This window comes from Binatus soli (SeqCode), from assembly GCF_050015535.1.
GTDB classification, from domain to species: Bacteria; Desulfobacterota; Binatia; order Binatales; family Binataceae; genus Binatus; species Binatus soli.
The window spans coordinates 105,888-126,142 of the sequence record NZ_JBEKBF010000007.1 but is presented as its reverse complement, the minus strand read 5'-3'; the positions used below and the strand labels follow the sequence as shown (position 1 = coordinate 126,142).

At 61.1% G+C, this 20,255-nt stretch carries 22 protein-coding genes; 9 read left to right on the top strand and 13 right to left on the bottom strand.

Annotated elements, in window-relative coordinates:
- Positions 1 to 57: 57 nt before the first annotated feature.
- The 3 genes from ABR989_RS07305 to rsmD form a co-directional block, all read right to left on the bottom strand.
- A complete protein-coding gene (locus ABR989_RS07305) occupies positions 58 to 1,257 on the bottom strand; it encodes a pyridoxal phosphate-dependent aminotransferase (protein WP_428127054.1) in 1,200 nt (399 codons plus the stop codon).
- A 127-nt stretch (positions 1,258 to 1,384) separates the two neighbouring features.
- On the bottom strand, positions 1,385 to 1,900 hold the full coding sequence (coaD, locus tag ABR989_RS07300) for a pantetheine-phosphate adenylyltransferase (protein WP_428127053.1): 516 nt from the start codon (positions 1,898 to 1,900) through the stop codon (positions 1,385 to 1,387).
- A 13-nt stretch (positions 1,901 to 1,913) separates the two neighbouring features.
- Positions 1,914 to 2,561 (bottom strand): 16S rRNA (guanine(966)-N(2))-methyltransferase RsmD, encoded by a 648-nt coding sequence (gene rsmD, locus ABR989_RS07295; protein ID WP_428127051.1) that lies wholly within the window; start codon positions 2,559 to 2,561, stop codon positions 1,914 to 1,916.
- A gap of 182 nt (positions 2,562 to 2,743) precedes the next feature.
- On the opposite strand from rsmD, the gene ABR989_RS07290 reads away from it, so the two are divergent.
- From ABR989_RS07290 to ABR989_RS07260, 7 genes are read left to right on the top strand one after another with little or no spacing between them, the layout of a single operon-like run.
- Complete coding sequence (locus tag ABR989_RS07290) at positions 2,744 to 3,244, top strand: NADH-quinone oxidoreductase subunit NuoE family protein (RefSeq protein WP_428127049.1); 501 nt, start codon at positions 2,744 to 2,746, stop codon at positions 3,242 to 3,244.
- Positions 3,234 to 4,349, top strand: a complete 1,116-nt coding sequence (locus tag ABR989_RS07285; protein WP_428127047.1) for a complex I subunit 1/NuoH family protein — start codon at positions 3,234 to 3,236, stop codon at positions 4,347 to 4,349. The genes ABR989_RS07290 and ABR989_RS07285 overlap by 11 nt, the downstream gene beginning before the upstream one ends.
- Positions 4,349 to 4,882, top strand: coding sequence for an NADH-quinone oxidoreductase subunit J family protein (locus tag ABR989_RS07280; protein WP_428127152.1), 534 nt, complete (start codon positions 4,349 to 4,351; stop codon positions 4,880 to 4,882). Before ABR989_RS07285 ends, ABR989_RS07280 begins: the two co-directional genes overlap by 1 nt.
- Positions 4,879 to 5,181 (top strand): NADH-quinone oxidoreductase subunit NuoK, encoded by a 303-nt coding sequence (gene nuoK / locus ABR989_RS07275; RefSeq protein ID WP_333648409.1) that lies wholly within the window; start codon positions 4,879 to 4,881, stop codon positions 5,179 to 5,181. The genes ABR989_RS07280 and nuoK overlap by 4 nt, the downstream gene beginning before the upstream one ends.
- 9 nt (positions 5,182 to 5,190) lie before the next feature.
- On the top strand, positions 5,191 to 7,113 hold the full coding sequence (gene nuoL / locus ABR989_RS07270) for an NADH-quinone oxidoreductase subunit L (protein ID WP_428127046.1): 1,923 nt from the start codon (positions 5,191 to 5,193) through the stop codon (positions 7,111 to 7,113).
- Positions 7,113 to 8,696: an NADH-quinone oxidoreductase subunit M gene (locus tag ABR989_RS07265; RefSeq protein ID WP_428127044.1), complete on the top strand. Its 1,584-nt coding sequence runs from the start codon at positions 7,113 to 7,115 to the stop codon at positions 8,694 to 8,696. The genes nuoL and ABR989_RS07265 overlap by 1 nt, the downstream gene beginning before the upstream one ends.
- Positions 8,693 to 10,189 (top strand): NADH-quinone oxidoreductase subunit N, encoded by a 1,497-nt coding sequence (locus ABR989_RS07260; protein WP_428127041.1) that lies wholly within the window; start codon positions 8,693 to 8,695, stop codon positions 10,187 to 10,189. The genes ABR989_RS07265 and ABR989_RS07260 overlap by 4 nt, the downstream gene beginning before the upstream one ends.
- A gap of 19 nt (positions 10,190 to 10,208) precedes the next feature.
- Here the strand turns inward: ABR989_RS07260 and ABR989_RS07255 are convergent, their stop codons facing one another.
- The 3 genes from ABR989_RS07255 to ABR989_RS07245 form a co-directional block, all read right to left on the bottom strand.
- The gene (locus ABR989_RS07255) at positions 10,209 to 10,724 is read right to left on the bottom strand and encodes a RidA family protein (RefSeq protein ID WP_428127039.1); all 516 of its coding nucleotides are present in this window, start codon (positions 10,722 to 10,724) and stop codon (positions 10,209 to 10,211) included.
- A gap of 50 nt (positions 10,725 to 10,774) precedes the next feature.
- Positions 10,775 to 11,005: a hypothetical protein gene (locus ABR989_RS07250; RefSeq protein WP_428127037.1), complete on the bottom strand. Its 231-nt coding sequence runs from the start codon at positions 11,003 to 11,005 to the stop codon at positions 10,775 to 10,777.
- A 750-nt stretch (positions 11,006 to 11,755) separates the two neighbouring features.
- Positions 11,756 to 12,310 (bottom strand): hypothetical protein, encoded by a 555-nt coding sequence (locus tag ABR989_RS07245; RefSeq protein ID WP_428127034.1) that lies wholly within the window; start codon positions 12,308 to 12,310, stop codon positions 11,756 to 11,758.
- A 140-nt stretch (positions 12,311 to 12,450) separates the two neighbouring features.
- Here ABR989_RS07245 and ABR989_RS07240 point away from each other — a divergent pair, with 140 nt between their 5' ends.
- Positions 12,451 to 13,896 carry an APC family permease gene (locus ABR989_RS07240; protein WP_428127032.1) on the top strand — a complete coding sequence of 482 codons (1,446 nt, stop codon included), beginning with the start codon at positions 12,451 to 12,453 and terminating at the stop codon, positions 13,894 to 13,896.
- A gap of 33 nt (positions 13,897 to 13,929) precedes the next feature.
- On the opposite strand, the gene ABR989_RS07235 is transcribed toward ABR989_RS07240, so the two are convergent.
- The 7 genes from ABR989_RS07235 to ABR989_RS07205 all read right to left on the bottom strand — a co-directional run bounded on the left by ABR989_RS07235 (position 13,930) and on the right by ABR989_RS07205 (position 19,155).
- Positions 13,930 to 14,616, bottom strand: coding sequence for a hypothetical protein (locus ABR989_RS07235; protein WP_428127029.1), 687 nt, complete (start codon positions 14,614 to 14,616; stop codon positions 13,930 to 13,932).
- 80 nt (positions 14,617 to 14,696) lie between these two features.
- The gene (gene grxD, locus ABR989_RS07230; protein ID WP_428127027.1) at positions 14,697 to 15,029 is read right to left on the bottom strand and encodes a Grx4 family monothiol glutaredoxin; all 333 of its coding nucleotides are present in this window, start codon (positions 15,027 to 15,029) and stop codon (positions 14,697 to 14,699) included.
- A gap of 9 nt (positions 15,030 to 15,038) precedes the next feature.
- The gene (locus ABR989_RS07225) at positions 15,039 to 15,284 is read right to left on the bottom strand and encodes a BolA family protein (RefSeq protein WP_428127025.1); all 246 of its coding nucleotides are present in this window, start codon (positions 15,282 to 15,284) and stop codon (positions 15,039 to 15,041) included.
- A gap of 133 nt (positions 15,285 to 15,417) precedes the next feature.
- Positions 15,418 to 16,011: a class I SAM-dependent methyltransferase gene (locus tag ABR989_RS07220; RefSeq protein WP_428127023.1), complete on the bottom strand. Its 594-nt coding sequence runs from the start codon at positions 16,009 to 16,011 to the stop codon at positions 15,418 to 15,420.
- Between the two features lie 104 nt (positions 16,012 to 16,115).
- On the bottom strand, positions 16,116 to 16,757 hold the full coding sequence (locus ABR989_RS07215) for a TlpA disulfide reductase family protein (protein ID WP_428127021.1): 642 nt from the start codon (positions 16,755 to 16,757) through the stop codon (positions 16,116 to 16,118).
- On the bottom strand, positions 16,754 to 17,893 hold the full coding sequence (locus ABR989_RS07210) for a thiolase family protein (protein WP_428127020.1): 1,140 nt from the start codon (positions 17,891 to 17,893) through the stop codon (positions 16,754 to 16,756). The genes ABR989_RS07215 and ABR989_RS07210 overlap by 4 nt, the downstream gene beginning before the upstream one ends.
- A 59-nt stretch (positions 17,894 to 17,952) precedes the next feature.
- On the bottom strand, positions 17,953 to 19,155 hold the full coding sequence (locus ABR989_RS07205) for a CaiB/BaiF CoA transferase family protein (RefSeq protein WP_428127017.1): 1,203 nt from the start codon (positions 19,153 to 19,155) through the stop codon (positions 17,953 to 17,955).
- A gap of 278 nt (positions 19,156 to 19,433) precedes the next feature.
- On the opposite strand from ABR989_RS07205, the gene ABR989_RS07200 reads away from it, so the two are divergent.
- Positions 19,434 to 20,228 carry an enoyl-CoA hydratase/isomerase family protein gene (locus ABR989_RS07200; RefSeq protein ID WP_428127015.1) on the top strand — a complete coding sequence of 265 codons (795 nt, stop codon included), beginning with the start codon at positions 19,434 to 19,436 and terminating at the stop codon, positions 20,226 to 20,228.
- Positions 20,229 to 20,255 lie beyond the last annotated feature (27 nt).

Below are 20,255 nucleotides of genomic sequence, written 5' to 3'. Positions count from 1 at the left end.
GAATGACCGGAAGCCGCGGCTTCGAGGTGGGCGAACCTGCCCGCTCGGCCGTCGCTGCTAGCGCTTGAGCTTCGCGACGGCGCGTTCGATGCGATCGAATGCCTGGTTCAGATTCTCCATCGAAGTGGCATACGAAATCCTGACGTGATCCGGCGCGCCGAAGTCGTTGCCGCCGACCAGCGAAACGTGCGCCTGGTCGAGCAAAAAAACCGCGAGCCCGTCGCCGTCGGTGATTTCCTTGTCGCCAAAGCGGCTGCCGAGCAACTCCGATACGTTGGGGAAAACGTAAAACGCTCCCTGCGGTATATTGGGCAGCTTGAAGCCCGGGATGCGCCGCACGCGCTCGACCACCAGCGCGTTGCGTTTGCGAAAGGCCTCGAGCATCGGTTTGAGCTCGTCCTGTGGGCCGGTCAGCGCCTCGATCGCGGCGGCTTGCGCGATGGAATTGGGATTGCCGCTGTTCTGGCTCTGCAAGCGTCCGGCAGCCGCGATCGCTTCCTTCGGCCCGGCCGCAAATCCGATCCGCCATCCCGTCATCGCGTAGGTCTTCGACAGCGAGTTGAACACGATGCCGTGGGACTTGAGCCGCGGCTCGAGATGGAAGATGTGCGGTGCGAGCCCGTCGAACACGATGTGCTCGTAAACGTCGTCGGACATCACCCAGATGCCGGTGTCGACCAGCACTTTGGCGATGGCAGTGAGCTGTTCGGGCCCGTACACGGCGCCGGTTGGATTGGACGGCGAGTTGAGAATGATCCCGCGGGTGCGTGGCGTAATCGCGCGGCGCAAAGTTTCGGGCTCGAGCAGGAAGCCTGTCCGTTCGGGGCACGGCACGAACTTGGACTCGGCGCCCGCCAGAGAGACCATCGCGGCGAAGCTCACCCACGCCGGAGTCGGGATGATCACTTCATCGCCTTCGTCGAACAGCGCGGCGATCACGTTGGCCTCGGCCTGCTTGCATCCGGCCGACGCGATTATCTCGCCCGGCTCGTAGTCGAGGTTATTGTCGCGCTTGAGCTTGAGCTTGATCGCATTTTTGAGCGCCGCGGTTCCACCCACCGGCGTGTACTTGGTTTGGCCCGCGGCGAGCGCTTTCCCGGCGGCCTCCTTGATGCGCTCGGGGGTGTCGAAGTCGGGCTCGCCGGCACCCAGCGAGATGACGTCGATTCCGGCGAGCTTCATTTCGGTGGCGCGGGCGTCGGCCGCCAATGTCGCGGACGGTTTGATAGCGGCAATTCTGCGATTGAGCTTCAGCATTGGTTAAATCCAGATGTCGAATGATCCGCGCATGGCGCAGGCCAGGCACGGATAGATTGTATCTTTCCCGGCGGTTTGAAAAAACCGCCTGTTAAAATGCGCTGCCACGCTTTTCAAATCACACGGCTCAAGCGACTTTGAGTTTTGCGCGCAGCCGCTCGATCACGAGTTCCGGGACCAGCTCCGGCAAGCGCTTGCCATATCCTGCGACTTCCTTGATCAAGTGCGAGGAACTGAAGAACAGCCGCGGATTGGAGAACATGAAGACGGTTTCGACGCTCGGGCTCATCTGCTTGTTCATCTGCGCCATCTGCAGCTCGTAATCGAAATCCGTCACGGCGCGCAGTGAGCGAATCAACACCTTGGCGCCGATTCGTTCCGCGTAATCGACCGACAGTCCGCTGAACTTGTCCACGCGGGCGCGCGGCTCGAGGTCGCGGATGACTTCGCGGATCATTTCGACGCGTTCGTCGGCGGAAAACAGCGCCGCATCCTTGTGCGGGTTGTAGGTGACCGCAACGATCACCTCGTCGAAGATCGCGACGCTGCGCCGGATGACGTCAACGTGTCCGTTGTGGATCGGGTCGAAGCTGCCGGGGTAGACCGCGATCAACGGGGAACGCTCTTTGCTTTTGTTGGTCATTTTCCTGGGGCCATCACTCCGCACTCGGCGCCGGATTGAGTCGGCGGTAAAAGGCGATCCGGTGATCGCCGATGGTTGCAACAAACGCGCGCTCATGGGCTTTGGGAGCTGGTAGCGCTGCAGGCGCGCGCTTCGATTGCTCCACTACCACCCATCCGCCGGGCGCGACGAGCTGGAATTCACCAAGCAGAGCCAGCACCTCCGCGCTCATGTCATCCTTGAACGGCGCGTCAACGAAGACCAGGTCGAAAGACTCGTGCGAGCGCTGGAGTTCGCCGAGTGCGCGACGCACGTCGGACACGACCATGCGGGCCCGATCGCCCAGTTCAAGCTCGGCAAGATTGGCGCGAATCGCCGCGGCGGCGTCGCGCGAGGAATCCACAAACGTCACGTGTGCGGCGCCGCGCGAGAGCGATTCGATTCCCAGCGAGCCGCTGCCGGCGAAGATGTCGAGCACGCGCACCCCGCTAAGATCCATCCGCACCGCCAGCCGCGAGAAAATCGACTCGCGCGCCCGCGCCGAAGTGGGGCGGGTGTGCAGGCCGCGCGGCGCCTTGAGCCGCCTGCCGTGAGCTTGTCCCGCAATAATTCGCATCGCATCAGTTTTCTTCGAGGCGTGTTTTGATCGAACCGGCGAACGCGTTTTGAGCGAATCGGCCAACGCCTCTTGCCTCGAAGTCGCGAACGATAGATAACCCGTTCTGCCCGGATCCCGCAAGTTCGCGGCCAAGGTTAAGCCGCGCAAGCTTGCGCCTCTGGCGGATTGGCGAAATTTTAGCTAGCAATCATTAAGATTCCTGAACTCAAGAACTTTGATGTTAAAGGACCAGTAATACGCCCGCCATGCCTGCAAACCAGCCACCCAAGTTTTCCGACGCCGCGCTTGCTGAGTACCGGCAACTGCTTGGTCGGTACCCGACGCAGCGGGCTGCGCTGCTGCCGACGCTGTGGATCGCGCAGCGCGAGTTCGGATGGCTCAGCGATGAGACGCTGGACTACGTCGCGCATTTGATGGAACTGCCGCCCGCGCACGTGCGCGCGGTGGTGTCATTCTACACGATGCTCCATCGCAAGCCGGTCGGCCGCTACCTGCTCGACGTGTGCACGAATCTCTCGTGCCGGCTGCGCGGCGCCGACAAAATCGTGGGCTGCATCCGGCGCCGGCTGAATATCGAGATGGGCGAGACGACCCCCGACGGCAAGTTCACGCTGGGCTCGGCCGAATGCATGGCGTCATGCGGGACCGCGCCGATGCTCCAGCTCAATCAGGACGCGTACGTCGAAAACCTCACCGAAGAAAGCATCCTCAAACTCATCGACGAGCTTGCCGGCCGTGACAATTGAGTTAATCGCCGGCGCGATCAAAGCGATCCTGATGATCCTGGCCGGATTGAGTCTGTCGCTGTTCCTGCTCTATTTCGAGCGCAAGGGCAGCGCGCTGATCCAGGACCGAATCGGATCGAATCGCGCCACGGTAACCGGACTCGGCAAGCGCATGGGGATGCCCAACCTCGGAATCATCAACACCACCATCGCCGACCCGATCAAAATGTTCACCAAGGAAGACTTCGTTCCGGCTGGCGCTGACAAATTTCTGCACACGCTGGCGCCGTTCCTATCGCTGTTCCCGGTTATGATCACGTTCGTCGTGATCCCGTTTGGCGACACGATTTCGATTTCCGGCCATCGCATCGATCTCGAGGCGGCCAATCTCAACGCCGGCGCGCTCTATCTGCTCGCGACGATCGGCCTTGGCGTGTATGGCACCGCGTTCGCAGGATGGTCCTCGAACAATCGATGGGCGCTGCTCGGCGGGATTCGCGCGACGGCGCAGATGATCTCGTACGAGCTTGCGATGGGACTCGCAATCGTGTCGGTGATCATGACTTTCGGCACCCTGAACTTGCAGGAAATTGTGCGCGGGCAGGGCGGTGTGTGGTTCGGATTTTTGCCGCGCTGGGCAATTTTCACGCAGCCGCTCGCCTTCATTCTCCTGCTCGTGGCGGGCGCTGCGGAGACCAAGCGCATTCCGTTCGACCTGCCAGAGAGCGAGTCGGAACTGATCCAGGGTTTTTTCATCGAATACTCCGGCGGCAAGCAGGCGGTCTTCATGCTGACCGACTTTGCCGAGCAGGCCCTCGTCGCGATGCTGCTGACAACGTTTTTCCTCGGCGGATGGCAGATTCCGTGGCTCATGCGCGACGGATTTCATCTCCCGGGCGGCGCATTTCTTGCCCTCCCCGCACTGGCGGTCTCACTGATGGGCGTAGTCGCATTCCTGTTCAAGGTCGTCGCGCTGTGCATGTTTCTCGGCATGGTGCGATGGACTATGCCGCGCTTCCGCTACGATCAGTTGATGCGTCTGGGATGGAAAGGACTGGTGCCGCTCGGGCTGTTCAACGTGCTGGTAACCGCATTCGTCGTGGTGGCAACCGGGAGAGTCCAGTGATGCCGCCGTTCCTGTATATCTTTCTCGGCGCGTTGGCGATCGTCTCGGCGCTCGGCGTTATCGTCCAGCGCAATCCGATTCATTCGCTGCTCGCCTTGATCGCAACGCTGATGACCGTAGCCGTTCTGTTTATTGGCGAAGACGCCGTTGTGGTCGGTTTCCTGCAAATCATCGTCTATGCCGGCGCGATCATGGTTCTGTTCCTGTTCGTGATTTGGCTGTTGAATCTTCAAGTCGAGACCGGTCCGACGGGTCATCTCGCGCTCAAGTTATTCGGCTCCCTCACAGCGGCTCTGCTGGCGACTGAGCTGTTTTTTATCCTCGCTCCCCCTCATCTGCAGGTGAAGTTCACTCACGAACCCGTGGGCTACGGTTCGCTCGCAAGCCTCGCCGGGAAGCTGTTCACCGACTACCTGGTCGCTTTCGAGGTGACCTCCGTGCTGCTGCTGGCCGCGGTGGTCGGTTCGGTCGCGCTGGCGCGGCGGCTGCCGGGCACGGATGACCCGCGCGCTGCGAGGAAGACCGCATCATGATTCCGCTCACCTACATGATGTCGCTGAGCGCGATCATCTTCGCGATCGGCGTGGCCGGCGTGATCATCCGCCGCAACATTCTCGTGATGTTCATGTCGATTGAGTTGATGCTCAATGCCGTAAATCTCGCCTTCATCGCGATCGGCAGCCGGCTCGGTTCGATGGACGGCCAGGTGATCGTTTTCTTCGTAATGACGGTCGCGGCGGCCGAAGCGGCGGTTGGCCTGGGCATCATCATCTCGATTTTCCGCAATCGTGAAACCGTCCACGCCGACGACCTGACTCTGATGAGATGGTGATCAATACCAATGACGGTTGAGTTTCCAGCACTCGCGCTTATCCTGCTGTTCCCGGCGCTCGGCGTCCTATTCAACCTGTTCCTCGGGCCCAGGTATGGACGCGGCGCGGTCAACGTCGTCGGACCGGGTGTCGTGTTCGTCGCGTTCGGCGTTGCGACGTGGGCATTTTTGACGCTGCTCGCGATGCCCCCGGGCGGCGCGCTTGCCGTGCACCTGTGGGGATGGATCGAGGCAGGGAGATTTCACACCGAGTTAGGCCTGCGCCTCGACGCGTTGTCGGGCGTGATGGTGATGATAGTCACTGGGGTCGGCGCACTAATTCATCTTTACTCAGTCGGATACATGGCGCACGACGAGGACTTTGCGCGCTTCTTTACCTACATGAACTTGTTTGCGTTCTCGATGCTCATACTAATTCTTGCGGACAACTTGCTAATGATGTTCGTGGGATGGGAGGGTGTCGGGCTATGTTCCTACTTGCTAATCGCATTTTGGTACACGAACCCCCAGTTCGCCTATAATGGCCGCAAGGCATTTGTCGTCAACCGAATTGGCGACGCGGGCTTTTTGCTCGGGATCTTCACCATCGTCGCCACGCTCGGTGCGCACGACGTCTGGACGCTGGACTTCGTCGAGCTTCGCCAGCACGCGGCTCTGCTCGGCGGCGCCGCCGCGACCGCGGCCGGCTTCCTGCTCTTCATCGGCGCGACCGGCAAGTCGGCCCAGATTCCGCTCTACGTATGGCTGCCCGACGCGATGGTCGGCCCGACTCCTGTCAGCGCACTGATCCACGCGGCGACGATGGTCACCGCGGGCGTGTACATGATCGCGCGGCTCGGTTTCATCTACACGATGGCGCCCGCCGCACTCGGTCTGGTTGCGACAATTGGCGGATTAACGGCGCTGTTCGCCGCGACCATCGCGCTCGTCCAGCCCGACATCAAGAAGGTGCTCGCTTACTCGACCATCAGTCAGCTCGGCTACATGTTTCTCGGCGTGGGCTCCGGCGCGTATGCGTCGGGCATCTTCCACCTCATGACCCACGCGTTCTTCAAGGGCTTGCTGTTCTTGTGCGCCGGCTCGGTGATTCACGCGCTCGGCGGCGAGCAGGACATGAACAAGATGGGCGGATTGCGGCGCAAGCTGCCGATCACGTTCTGGACGATGTTCATCGCGACGCTCGCGATCGCCGCCGTGCCTCCGTTCTCCGGCTATTTCTCCAAGGACCTGATCCTCGAAGCCGCGTACGATTCGGGACATTCGTGGCTCTGGTTCCTCGGCGTGATCACCGCCGGGCTCACGTCGTTCTATATGTTCCGGCTGATCTTCATGACGTTCTTTGGCGAATCGCGCGTCGATTCTGAAAAAGAGCATCACCTGCACGAATCGCCGGCCGTAATGGCTATTCCGTTGATCGTACTGGCTATTCTCGCGACGGTTGGCGGATGGGTAAATCTTCCCGGCGGACTATTGTGGGGAAATGCGTTCGTGCGATTCCTCACGCCGGCCGTCGGTGCTTTCAAACCGATTGTCGAGGCGAGCCCGACTTCCCTGTCTCTCGCCGCGAGCATCGCCTCGGCGCTCGGAATAGCGCTCGCATACCTGTTCTATCTGCGCTTGCCGGGAGTCCCGATGCTTCTTGCGTGGCGGCTGAAGGATCTCTACAACTTGCTACTCAACAAGTACTATATCGACCAACTGTATAATTTTATTGTCACGCGTCCGCTGTTCTGGGTATCGGACAATGTGCTCAACCGCGCGATCGACAGCTTTGTGATCGATGGCGCCGCCGACGGCGCCGGCCTTGCCGTCCGGACTTCGGGCCAGATAGCGCGTCGCGCTGAAACCGGCAACGTCCAGCACTATGCATTTGTTTATCTACTCGGCGCACTGGGCATTGTGGCTTATTACCTGTTCCTGGTGACGCACTGATGAACGGCGGCTTGCTCACAGCGTTGATTTTCCTGCCGCTGATCGGCGCGCTCTTCATCCTGATGCAGAGCGAAGAGCGTGCGATTTGGAACTCGGCGTTCATTTTTTCGCTGCTTCCGCTGGCGCTGAGTTTCTATGTCCTGGCGGAATTCAATCCGCACGTCGCGGAGTACCAGCTCGCCGAACAATATGACTGGATTCCCGCATTCGGCATTACATACCATATCGGTATCGACGGCATTAGCCTGTTTCTCGTTCTTCTGACTACTATTCTGATTACTCTGTCGCTGCTTTACTCTGGCGGCGGCGATATCGAGGAGCGTCCGCGCGAATTCTGCTTCTTCATGCTTGTGCTGGAGACCGGGCTGCTCGGCGCGCTGCTCTCGGTCGATCTGTTCCTGTTTTATATATTTTGGGAAGTGATGCTGATTCCAATGTACTTCCTGATAGGCATGTGGGGACATGGCCGCAAGATTTACGCCGCCATCAAGTTCGTATTGTTCACGGCGGTTGGGTCGCTGCTGATGCTGGTCGCGATCCTGTACTTGGTGTACTCGGCGCACGAGCATTTCAACCGGACCAGCTTCGATTTGCCGCTGCTCTACCAGGTGCCGCTCACTGTTACCGAGGGCCGTTGGCTGTTTGCAGCGTTCGCGTTGGCTTTCGCGATTAAGGTGCCGATGTGGCCGGTGCATACCTGGCTGCCCGATGCTCACACCAACGCGCCGACCGCCGGCTCGGTCATTCTGGCCGGCGTGATGCTCAAGATGGGCACCTACGGCTTCCTGCGCTTCGCCGTTCCGCTGTTCCCCACCGTCGCCGTCGAGGCGATTCCGCTGTTCATGGCGCTCGCCATAATCGGGATCATCTACGGAGCGTTGGTCGCGATGATGCAGCCCGACCTGAAGAGGTTGATTGCATACTCATCGGTTAGTCACATGGGGTTTGTGATGCTGGGAATTTTCGCGCTTAACCCCGAGGGTGTCGATGGCGCGATTTACCAGATGCTCAATCATGGCGTTTCCACCGGCGGATTATTTTTGCTGGTTGGAATGCTCTACATGCGGCGCCATACGCGCGAGATTTCCGAGTTCGGCGGTCTGTGGAAGCGCGTGCCCGTTTACGCCGCAGTCTTCATGGTCGTGATGCTCTCGTCGATCGGCCTGCCCGGGCTCAACGGCTTTGTCGGCGAGTTTCTGATCATGCTCGGGGCGTTCCTGCGAATTAGGCTGGCTGCTGTTTTCGCAGTTGTGGGTGTGATCCTGGGTGCGCTCTACATGCTCTGGACCTACGAGCGCGTGATGTTCGGACCGATCACCAGGGCGGTGAACGAAACGATCGGCGATCTGACCGGTCGCGAGATTGCGGTGATGGCGCCGGTGATCGCGTTGATGCTGTTCATGGGACTTTTCCCGCGTCCGCTGATCAGCAGGATCGAACCGTCGGTGACTGCAATGCTCGCGAGAGCAAATGTCGCGCAGGCTCGTCTCGAGCTTGAACGACAGCCGAATCGTCTGGCTGCTCTTTCGCCGGCTCGGCAGATATCAAACCGCAAACCCGAGATGGCGGCGGCCGCACGATGAGTCCTTTTAACCTGGCTGCAATCAACTTCGTCTGGCTGCCAATCCTGCCACTGGTCGTGGTCACCGTGGCCGCGATGGCGGTGCTGCTGGCTGGAGTGCGCGTCGACGACAGCGAAAGCGAAGGGCTGGGGTTGCTGACGCTGGCGTCGCTCGCGGTTGCGTTCGTATTCACGCTTGGAATCCTGGGACAGTACGGTGTCGCTTTTGCGGGCGCGATCTCGGTCGACAGTTTTTCGGCATTTTTCGAACTGGTGATTTTGATCGCCGCGATGTTCACCGTGATGATGTCGCTCGATTACGCCGCCGAGAACCGTATTCCCGGCGCCGAATACTATTCGTTGCTGCTGTTTTCCGTGCTCGGCATGATGCTGATGGCGGCGGCTGGGGACCTGATAGTCATCTTCCTCGGTCTCGAGACGATGTCGATTACGGTTTACGTGCTGGCGGGAATCATGCGCCGCAACGCCAAATCGAATGAAGCGGCAATAAAATATTTTTTGCTGGGCGCGTTCTCGACCGGCTTCCTGCTCTATGGAATCGCGCTGGTGTACGGCGCGACGGGCACTATCAAGCTTGGCCCGATTCATGACGCACTCGCTTCGGGCGCGATGGGATCGAATCCGCTGCTGCTGGCCGGAATCGGCATGATGGTGATCGGGTTTGGCTTCAAGGTCGCCGCAGTGCCATTTCATATGTGGGCGCCGGACGTTTATGAGGGCGCGCCGACTCCGGTGACCGCCTTCATGGCGGTGGGCGTGAAGCTCGCCGCGTTCGCCGCCTTTATTCGCGTCTTCATGGTCGATTTTGCGTCCGTCGGCGCGCACTGGCAGACAGTGCTGTGGGTAATCGCGGCGTTGACGATGACGGGCGGAAATCTAATCGCCGTCGTCCAGACCAATATCAAGCGGATGCTTGCATACTCGGCGATTGCGCACGCGGGCTACCTGTTGCTTGGCATGGCGGCAGGAGTGCGATCGGGGCCGGCGATTCTTTACTATCTTCTCGGCTATACATTCACAAACCTGGGCGCGTTCTCAGTAGTAATCGCGCTCGAACGGCGCGGCGAAGCAGGTAATCAGATTAGCGACTTTCGCGGCCTGGCGGCGCGCCAGCCGTTGCTCGCCGGCGCAATGGCTATCTTTCTGTTGTCGTTGACCGGGGTTCCTCCGATGGCCGGCTTCGTTGGCAAGTTCTACATCTTCAGCGAGGCGTTGCATCAGGGATACGTGGGACTGGTAATAATCGCTGTACTCAATAGTGTAGTCTCTGCCTATTACTACTTTTATGTGCTGGTCGCGATGTATATGCAGGAGGGCGGTGTCGAAGTTGAGCGCCTGAGTGCGCGGCCTGCGCTGGTGGCGGCAGTCGGACTGGCAGCGCTCGCTACGATCCTGATCGGGGTTTATCCCCAGCCGTATATCGCGTCCGCCGCCAACGCATTTCATTCCGCCAGCGGCGCCGAAGGAAGCCACTCCGCCGCGCTCGAACCGTAGCCGCGTCTTTCGAGCGCTGTTACTTGCGGCGCGAGGGCTTCTTTGCGGATTTCATCGGCGGCTTCGTCGCCGCCTTCGGCTTGGCCTGCGCTCCCGGCTTCGGCGCCGTCGTGGCGACAACGCTGCCCGCCGTTTGGCTATTCGCAGCGCCTGCGTATGCGTCGGCTTCGATCTCGATCATCATGTCGGGATTAGCCAGCCGGCGCACTTCAACGACCGTGGACGCGGGAGGCGAGTCAGCGAAGAATTCCTTGTGCGCGCGCGCCGCTTCCGCAAAACGTCCCATGTCGGTGACGAACATCCGCGTGCGAATGACGTGATGCATCGCGAGCCCCGCGCGCTCGAGCGCGGCACGAATATTGACCAGCGCCTGGCGCGCCTGCACATACATCTGTCCCGCGCCGACGATTAGCCCACGCTCGTCGGTGGCGGTGGTGCCCGAGACGGCGACAATGTCGCCGGCCCTTACCAGCCGCGAATAGCCGACGTTCGGTTCCCACGGCGTATTGGTCGAGATTCGCCAAATCGCGCTCATCGTAATCTCCCTCCCCGCGGGCGAAGCACGATGCAGCCCCGACTCTGTGCTCAGCTATCGCGGCCGGGGTAGGTCTCTTCAAGCTCCCGCGCCACCGAGCGCATCGGCGGACCTACCAGCCGTCCCGAGGGCATCAGCCAGTTGAGAATTCGCGTGAGCGGCCGCACACCCGCGACCGGACGCTCCGCGCTTCGCACCATGTCGAGTTCATGCTCGACGATTCGAGAATTGTGCCGATTTGCGAGCCCAATGCCCGCGAAAATAACGCGCCGTTCTTCCACCGCTTACCTCCACCTCATCCGCCCCTAAAAATCTAAGGCGCCAAACAAAGATCGCCAAATAATGATCGAATCATACAGATGCCCACGAAATAGTCAAAAAATTTCTTTGCCGGTCCCCCGCGATTCGCGCCGACAGGCGGAAAATGCGACGCGAAATGCGCGCTTGAAGTTACGCCGCGCCTATCGTATTCTTGGCGCGTTTCGAGTTTCTGCGTTCAAGTGAGCACCGAGCAATCAAGGAGAAAGCGATGCGCAAGGTTCTGCTTCTGGCACTAATTTCTATGTTCTTCGCCACGGCTTGCAACAAAACCGAAGAGACGGCTCCTGCCCCTCCCGAGGCTGCCGCGTCTGCGGCCGCGCCCGCCGAGGCGGCCAGCCCCGCCGCGGCGGCAACCGGCGCGACGGGCGAGACCGGCGCTCCGGGAGCACCTGGCGCACCGGGAGCACCTGGCGCGCCCGGAGCACCTGGCGCTCCGGCTAGTCCGTAGCATTGCCTGGTGCTTGATGCGTTGCGGTGACCGATCAATGCGGTCACCCTGACGACGACGTACCTTTCTCGTTCCTAGCGGGTTCCCGCGCGCCGTCTAGAGCCGTCGGCGCGCGGGAGACTCGTTGACCGGGCGCTGGTGGGGAGGAACCCGCCGAATCCCTGACTCGGACCCTATTGGGTCCGTGCTCGAGTCTCGGCGTGCGTCATTTCCGCAAATAAACTCTCAGTCCGCCCGCAGAATCGCGGCCGACTCCCGCGATCTATTGCTCTTCATCGGGCTCCTTCTCATATCTGCTGCCCGCAGTTTCATCCGGGGGGGCTTCTTTGTGCGGTTCCGGGCTCGCACCCGCTTCGGGCGCCGCGTGATGCTCTTCGCCGCGAATTATCTCGACCGCGCGATGCGCCGCTTCTCCCGCAAGCTTCTTCAGTTCCTCCGATTTGCGCGCCAGCTCCGCGGTCGTCCGCGACAACTGTGACCTCAGCTCCGCAGACTTCTTCGCATACTCCGCCCTGAGCTCCGCCATCTTGGCAATCGCCTGCTGGCGGGCCGCGTCGCGCTTGCTGGCGTCGCCCAGCGCCGACCTCAGATCCGTGGCGAGCTTGCGTCCCTGCTCGCGCAGCGCCGCAATCTGCGATGCCAGTCGCATGCGGGCCTTTTGCGCCTCGCTCTTGACGCGGGCTTCGATCTTTCGCGCCCTGGTCTCGCGTTCGAGCTTGACCCGCAGCATCTTGACGGTCTTGCGCAGTTGCTCGAGTTGCCTGAACGCGGGATTCACAGCCTTCTTCCGTTTCGCGGTCTTTTTCTTTGTCGGCATCCGTCGCCTCCCGTTGTAAAGCGTTTTCCTGGAACCAGTGCTAGCTAAGTCCTGTTTGCAACTAAGATCAACGAGGACTCAAAGCTGAATTTTTCCGGGCTGGTTTTTCCACACGACGCTAGTGCTACCATGCGTTCGCCATGGCGACCACCGTACCCGGACCTGCCCCTTCCTCCGAGCACTTGAAGCCGGGTCTTTCACTCTTCGACTCCGTGACCTTGGTGGCCGGCTCGATGATTGGCTCGGGCATCTTCATCGTTTCTGCAGATATCACCCGTCAGGTCGGTACTCCCGCCGCGCTGCTGATGGTCTGGTTGGTGGCGGGCGTGATGACCATTGCGGGGGCGCTCGCGTACGGCGAACTCGCCGCGATGATGCCCCAGGCGGGCGGGCAATACGTCTATCTGCGCGAGGCCTACGGCGGAATGTGGGCGTTCATGTTCGGATGGACGCTGTTGCTCGTCATCCAGACCGGCACGATCGCGGCCGTCGCAGTCGCGTTTGCGCGATTCGCGGGCGTTATGTGGCCCGTGCTCGGTTCGAACCTCTGGATCGGCGCCGGCGGCGCCGGACTGTCGGGCGAGCGCGCGGGCGCGATCGTTGTGATCGCGGTCCTCACCGCGGCCAATCTGCGCGGCCTCAATATGGGCAGGTGGCTGCAAAACTCCTTCACCACGGCCAAAATTCTCTCGCTATGCCTGATAGTCGTGGTCGGATGCCTGATCGCGCCGAATCCAGTTGCGATTCGCGCCAATTTCGGCAGCCCGACCGCATTCCTCGGCGCCGGTCCCATGTCAATTGCTGGTGCGGGCGTGTTCGGCGCCGCGATGGTGGGTGCGCTCTTCTCAGCCGACGCATGGGCGAGCGTCACCTTCGCGGCGGCCGAGGTCCGCAATCCCAAACGCGATCTTCCTCTGGCGCTTGCCTTTGGAACCGGCGTGGTGATTGCGCTCTATATCCTCACCAACGTCGCCTATCTCTGTGAGCTGCCCGCGTCGGGAAATGCGGACGCAGCGAGTGTAGTGGGGCGCGGAATCGCGCATGCATCCAGCGATCGCGTAGCCGCCGCGGCGATGCAAGTCGTGTGGGGCGGCGCGGGCGCGAAGATCACCGCAATCCTCGTGATGATCTCCGGCTTTGGATGCGCCAACGGACTGATCCTCACGGGTGCGCGCGTGATTTACGCGATGTCCCGGGACCGGGTCTTCTTCGCCGCCGCCGGACGTCTCAATCGCGCCAGCGTGCCCGCCGTCGCGCTGGTGATGCAGGGGATTTGGGCGGCGGTTCTAACCTTGTCTGGCACTTATTCCGAACTCCTGGATTACGTGATCTTCGCGCAGTTGATGTTTTACGTGCTGACAGTGTCGGCCGTGTTCGTGCTGCGCCGGCGGATCCCAGGCACCCTGCGTCCGTACCGTGCGTGGGGTTATCCTCTGGTGCCGGCGCTCTACGTCGTCGCGGCCTCGGCCTTGATGGTCGATTTGTTGATTCTGAAGCCCCGCTTCACTTGGCCGGGATTGCTGATCGCGCTGAGCGGCGTGCCGATCTATTACTGGACGACCGCCCGCTCCCGGGTAATTCAATAAGCCTTACCCCGGTGCAGGGACCGGGGCCCCTGCTCACCTGTTGACGTCGGGAGTCGAATTATCGGTGCTTTCCTGCGTCGTGGCGATCGGCGCCCCCGCCTCCGCGCAGTCGGATTGCGACAGTTTGCCGCTGCGGAACTCCCGCACAATTGTGGTCAGGATGTACGCGCTACGCTCGGGCGACTGATTGCCGGCGAGTTTGAAGAATTCAGCCGCGTTGTGCGCCGCTTCGGTCGCATCGTGGTCGTTCTTCGGCATTCCGTAGATCTGAAATACCTTGCACAGCGATTCGATTCCATCCTTGCGGTCGCCTTCGGTAGCCGGAACGCCGGAACTTTGAGCCGAAGGCGCATTTTCGCTCGTTCCGCTCGTCGCACCACCGAGGCCGCGCCACAGTACGCGAACGAAGAGAAAGATCAGAAGCAACACGACCAGCGCGGCGATCGATCGTCCTGCCCTCTGGGCGGGTGAAAGCTCGCTCCACGGAATTAACTCGAATCCGCCCTTGCCCTTGTCCTTGTCGCCGTCGCTTGGGGGTGGCGGCGGCGGCGTGTGGATCACCGGCGTGCGAATTTCCGGCTTGAACGGCTGCGGAGACGATCCGCGTATCGGCGGCGAAGAAATGGGATTGCCTGTCGGTCTCGCCAGCGGAGTCGCACAGTAACCGCAGAATACCATGCCCTCCGCGTTATCTTTGCCGCATTGCCTGCATGCAGCCATCAGATCACCTTGGCTTCATTACCAAATTTCCGCGCAACCAGTGAACCAGTGAGAAAGTGAAAAAGTGAACCTGGCCCCTGCTACTGATGCGCCGTCGCCGCGAGCACCGCCTTCACCATCGGCTCCAGCTCGCCCGTCTCGTGCATCTCGCGAATAATATCGCAGCCGCCGACGAACTTGCCGTCGATATAAACCTGGGGAATCGTCGGCCAGTTGCTGTAACGCTTGATCGCGTCGCGCAGTTCGGGATCGCTGAGCACGTCGGCGGTCGCGAACGGCACGCCCAACTGCTCGAAAATAGCAACCGTCGCCGCCGAGAAACCGCATTGCGGAAAGCTGCGGTCGCCCTTCATGAAAATCATGACCTTGTTTTCTTTGACTGCCGATTCGATTTTTTCGATTATGTCCGCCATTTGATTCCTCTACCTTCGGTTCTGATACTGCGCCGGCGTCAACGTCTTGAGCGTGAGCGCATGCACCTGCACCCGCATCGCGTCGCCCAGCGCCTGATAGACCAGTTGATGCCGCTCGATTAGACCCTTGCCCTCGAAACTTGGGCTCACCACAATCGCCTCGAAATGGTCTCCGCCGCCGGTGTAGTCGCGCACCTCGACCTGCGCGTCGGGAATCCCGCGCGCAATCATCGTCTCAATTTCCTTCGGGTCCATCGCTCAAAAAAAGAGAAAATATATCTCTCGCTCGATTCTGGGCCTTGCTGCGATTCAACCCAGCATCTTAACCCGCATCACAATCGCGAATCCACAAGCAGCGGCCAGCCCCTGCGGTTTCGGTAACTTGAAATTAGCTCCCTGCTTTTCTGAAGTTGATCGTGAATCCGAAGCGCATCGGAAACGTCTCCGCGTGTTCGAGATTCGCCGCTTTGGCAAGCGCGGCGATTTCGCGCTCGGTCATCGCGTCGGGATCGCCGGCAAGCTCGGTGATCGACAGGAGACCGCCGGGGCGGAGTGCGTCGCGCAATTGAGCCACGCAGGCCGCGGCATCGGGGACCTCGCCCAGCACCGCGACCAGAAAGGCGGCGTCGAAGACCTCGCGCGCAAACGGCAGCGCGGTCGCGCTGGCCCGGGCGAAACTGACGTTGGCGACACCCGCCCGCCGGATTCGCGCGCGTGCCTTCTCCAGCATCTCGCGTTGCAGGTCCACCAGGCACAGATGACCGCTGGGAACGCGGCGTGCAATGGAAACGCTGAAAAACCCGGGACCGGGGCCCAGCTCCAGCGCCCGCGAGTCCGCGCTCAGATGAAGACGCGCAGCCAACTCGCGCGGCGAGAAGATCAGATTGCGCAGCGGATTGAGCAGAATGAAGGCGAGCTGATGCGGGTACGTGCCGCGTCCCTTGAACCGGTCCCAGACCTCGCGCCACCCGCTCGTCGCCATGGAAACCTCACGCAGGTTTACAGGGACCAGCCCCTGCACCTTTCATAGGAGGTAAAATCACACAGGAAGCAACGAAAGCGAAACCCAGTGTGGGTTTCGCTCACTTAGAAATTAATGTCCACGACGTGGCCGTTGCCTTGCTCAGGTTTGCTCGACGAGCCGTGACCCTTGATGCCGTCGAGCAGCAGCTTTGCGTTCGCGCTGATCTCGCCCGGACGGCCTGCGCCTACTATTCGCGAAACCATCTTGCCGTCGGGCCCGAGGAACAGTGTCGTCGGTATCGCCTCGACTCCCATGTTATCGACCAGCCGCCCGTCGGCCAGCGCGATTGGATAATTGATCCGGAACTCTTTGACAAACGGCGCGACCGCACGCAGCCCGTCGCCCTGGATCAGGTCGCACGAGACCCCGATTATCACCAGGCCGCGCGACTTGTTGTACTTCTGGTAGAGCGCGACCAGTTCGGGAATCTGCTTGCGGCACGGCCCGCACCAGGTCGCCCAGAAATCGACGATCACAGGATGGCCCCGGTAATGGCTCAGGTCGATTTCTCTGCCGTCGAGGCCGGGCGCGCTGAAATCCAGGCCCTCATCCACCGGCGACGGGTTCGCTTGCGGCGTGTCGAGCCGCAGCAGGGGCTTGGGCTCTTCGCGCGTCAGGAAATTGAAGTTGAAGAATGCACCCACGATCAGCGCCAGCGCGATTGTTATGGCGAGCGAGCGGATTACCTGTTGCCTGCCGGTCATACCTGCTCGACTACCGTCGCGATACCCTGGCCCATCCCGATACACATCGTCGCCACTCCGAGCGCCACTCCACGCCGGCGCATCTCATGCGTCAAGGTCACCACCAGCCGCGCCCCGGAGCATCCCAGCGGATGCCCGAGCGCGACGGCGCCGCCGTTCACGTTGAGCCGCTGTTCGTCGATCTTGAGTTCGGTGTTGCAGGCGAGGACCTGCGCCGCGAACGCCTCGTTGATTTCGAACAGATCGATGTCGCCGATTTTGAGTCCGGCGCGCGCCAGCGCCTTACGCGTCGAGGGCACCGGACCCCATCCCATTATTTCCGGACGGACTCCCGCCACCGCGGTCGCGCGAATCTTCGCCATCGGTTTGAATCCAAGTGACCGCGCACGCTCCGCGCTCATCAGCAGCACGGCGGCCGCGCCGTCGCTCAACTGCGAGGAGTTGCCGGCCGTCACCTGGCCGTCGGGCTTGAATGAAGGCTTGAGCCCGGCCAGCTTTTCCAAAGTCGTTTCCGCGCGCGGTCCCTGGTCGATTTCCACGACGGCGCCGTCCGGCAGCTTGACCGGCGCGATTTCTTCTTTGAAGCGTTCGCGCGCCGCCACCGCACGCATGTTCGAGCGTAGCGAGAATGCGTCCGAATCCTCGCGCGTGATCTTGTACATCCCGGCCAGCCGCTCGGCCGTCAGGCCCATGAAGAACATGTCTTGCGGGAACATCTCGAGCAGCTTGGGATTGGGCACAATCCCCGATCCCATCGCGACGTGCGTCATGTGCTCGACGCCGCCCGCGATCGCGACTTCGCCCGCGCCGGTCATTATTTCCATCGCTGCGAAGTTGACCGCCTGCAGGCTCGAGCCGCATTGACGATCGAGCGTCGTGCCCGCGACTTCGACCGGCAGTCCCGACAGCAATCCGATCATTCTGCCGACGTTCAAGCCCTGCTCGGCGGTCTGATTGGCGCATCCCCAGACCAGATCCTCGATTTCTTTCGGATCGAGCTTCGGATTTTTTTCGAGCAGTCGGCGGATACAGATCACGCCGAGATCGTCGGCGCGGATGTCCCTGTAGTAGCCCTTGTCCTTGCCGGCTTTGCCAATCGGCACCCGGACTCCATCGACGATAACGACTTCGCGCACGCTGTTCTCCTCCTGCGGCCTTGCGTCGATTCGCGCGGCCGCTAATCGTTAAATTAGACCTATATGATACTACGCCGGCGCAGTTCTGACAGCCGCTGAGAGTCGTAGCCCAGCACGCTTGCCAGCACCTCGTCGGTGTTCTCGCCCAGCTGCGGCGCGCGAGTCGAGGGGATATCGGTGTCGCCATCGACAGCGCTCTTGAGCGGCGAGCCGGGCACGATCAGGCCGTCAAAATCCGGATGCTCCGCGTGCAGGATCATGTTGCGCGCCGCCAGATGCGGATCGCGGGTGACTTCCTCGACGTTGGCGATCGGAGCGCACGGGACCGACGCGTCGGCGAGCAGGCGCAACCAATGCTCACGCGGCCTGGTCGCGAAGATGCGCGCCAGGATGGTCTCAAGCTCGGGATGGTGCGCGGTGCGATCGGAGTTGGTCAGAAATCGCGAATCGTCTTTGAGTTGCGGCATCGCGATCACGTCGCAAAAGCGCAGCCAGATCGCCTCATTGCCGGCGCCCATCACAAAGTAGTCGTCGGCGGCGCGAAACTGTTGAAACGGCGTGATCGACGGATGCCGCGAGCCGAGCCGCCCCGGAATCTTGCCCGACACCGAGTAGCGCGCCAGCGCGTCCTCGAGCATCGCCACCTGGCAATCGAGCATCGCGATATCGATGTGATTACCGACCCCGTCACGATCGCGCACCCGCAACGCCGACATGATCGCAATCACGCCGTACAGCGCCGCCGACAGATCGCCCACCGAGACGCCGCATCGGACCGGCTCGCCGCCCGGATTGCCGGTGATACTCATGGTGCCGCCGAGCGCCTGCGCCACGATGTCGTAGGCGGGTGCGGAAGTCATCGGCCCGGTCTGTCCGAAACCCGAGATCGAGCACAAAATTATCTTCGGATTGGCGGCTTTGAGTTGCGCATAGCCGAGCTTGAAACGATCCATCGTGCCCGGCGAAAAATTCTCGACCACTACATCCGATTTTGCCGCCAGCTCGACAAAGATCGCGGCGCCCTCTTCGATCCGCAAGTCGAGCGTGACGCTGCGCTTGCCGCGATTGACGCTGTAGAAGTAGCCTGAGTCGCCCGACGGCATCATCGGCGCAAAGCTGCGCGAGTCGTCGCCGCAGCCCGGCATCTCAATTTTGATTACCTCGGCGCCGAGGTCCGCCAGATTCATCGTGCAGAACGGACCGGCCAATACGCGCGTCAGGTCCAGCACGCGGACACCGCGCAGCGGCTTTTGATCGATCATCGATGGTTATCCTTGCGCAAGGCCTGCCGGGTCCCGCTGAATGTTCCAGCTATGCCTTAAGCCGAACGGCGATTTCCCGTGCGGCGGTGCTCGACGCATCGTAGCCGACTCAATGAACCGAGAGAATCTTGTCAACTAAAGTTTCCGAAGGCGAAAACAGGCCCGCTCCGGCGCGATCGAAGCACGGCTGGCAGTCTGTGCCGGTGACATCGAAAGTACCACACGCTAGTCTTTCATCGACTGATTTTACTAAAGGTCGGCGACAAAGGATGGAGAACATGGCGGACCAAATCGTTTTGTATGAAACTCGATACCCGGCCGCGATAATCACGCTCAACAACCCGGACCATCGCAACGCCCTGAGTTCCGCAATGATCGACGCTCTCATGGCCGCGATTGCGCGCGCCGAAGAGGATCGGCGCGTGCGCACCCTTGTCTTCACGGGTACGGGTTCCGCATTTTCAGCCGGGATGGACCTCGGCGAGCTGCGCACAATCCTCGACCAGCTACGCATCGACGATTCCGGAAAGGTCTGGGAGGGTGCACTTCGCGGCGAGGCGTTGATCGAGCGCGTATATCGCCTGGGCAAGCCTTCCATAGCCGCCGTCAATGGAATCGCGGTCGGCAACGGCGCCGGCTTCTTGAGTGCCTGCGATTTGGCAGTCGCCGCCGATAACGCACGAATTGGCTACACCGAAATGAAGCACGGGATTCAGGCGGGGATGGTAATCCTCCATCTGATGCGATTGGTGGGTGAACGCGTCGCGAGATATCTGCTGCTCACCGGCGAACTGGTGACCGCCGATCAGGCGAAGGCGCTCGGACTGATCAATAAGGTCGTACCCCCCGGCCAGCTAATGGACTCGGCGCTTGCATGGGCAGATGCGATCGCGATGAATGCGCCAAAAGCGGAGGCCATTACCAAGTCACTGATGTGCAAATTTTCCGGCCAGGCGATAGCCATGACTATGACAGAGTACACCGCAGCGCCCCACATCAGCGACGAAACCCGTTCGGGACTCGAGTCCTTTTTTGATAAGAAACCGGTGCCTTGGTCGTTGAAGCCGTCATGATTTCTGATAGAGGGCGAGGCCCAACAC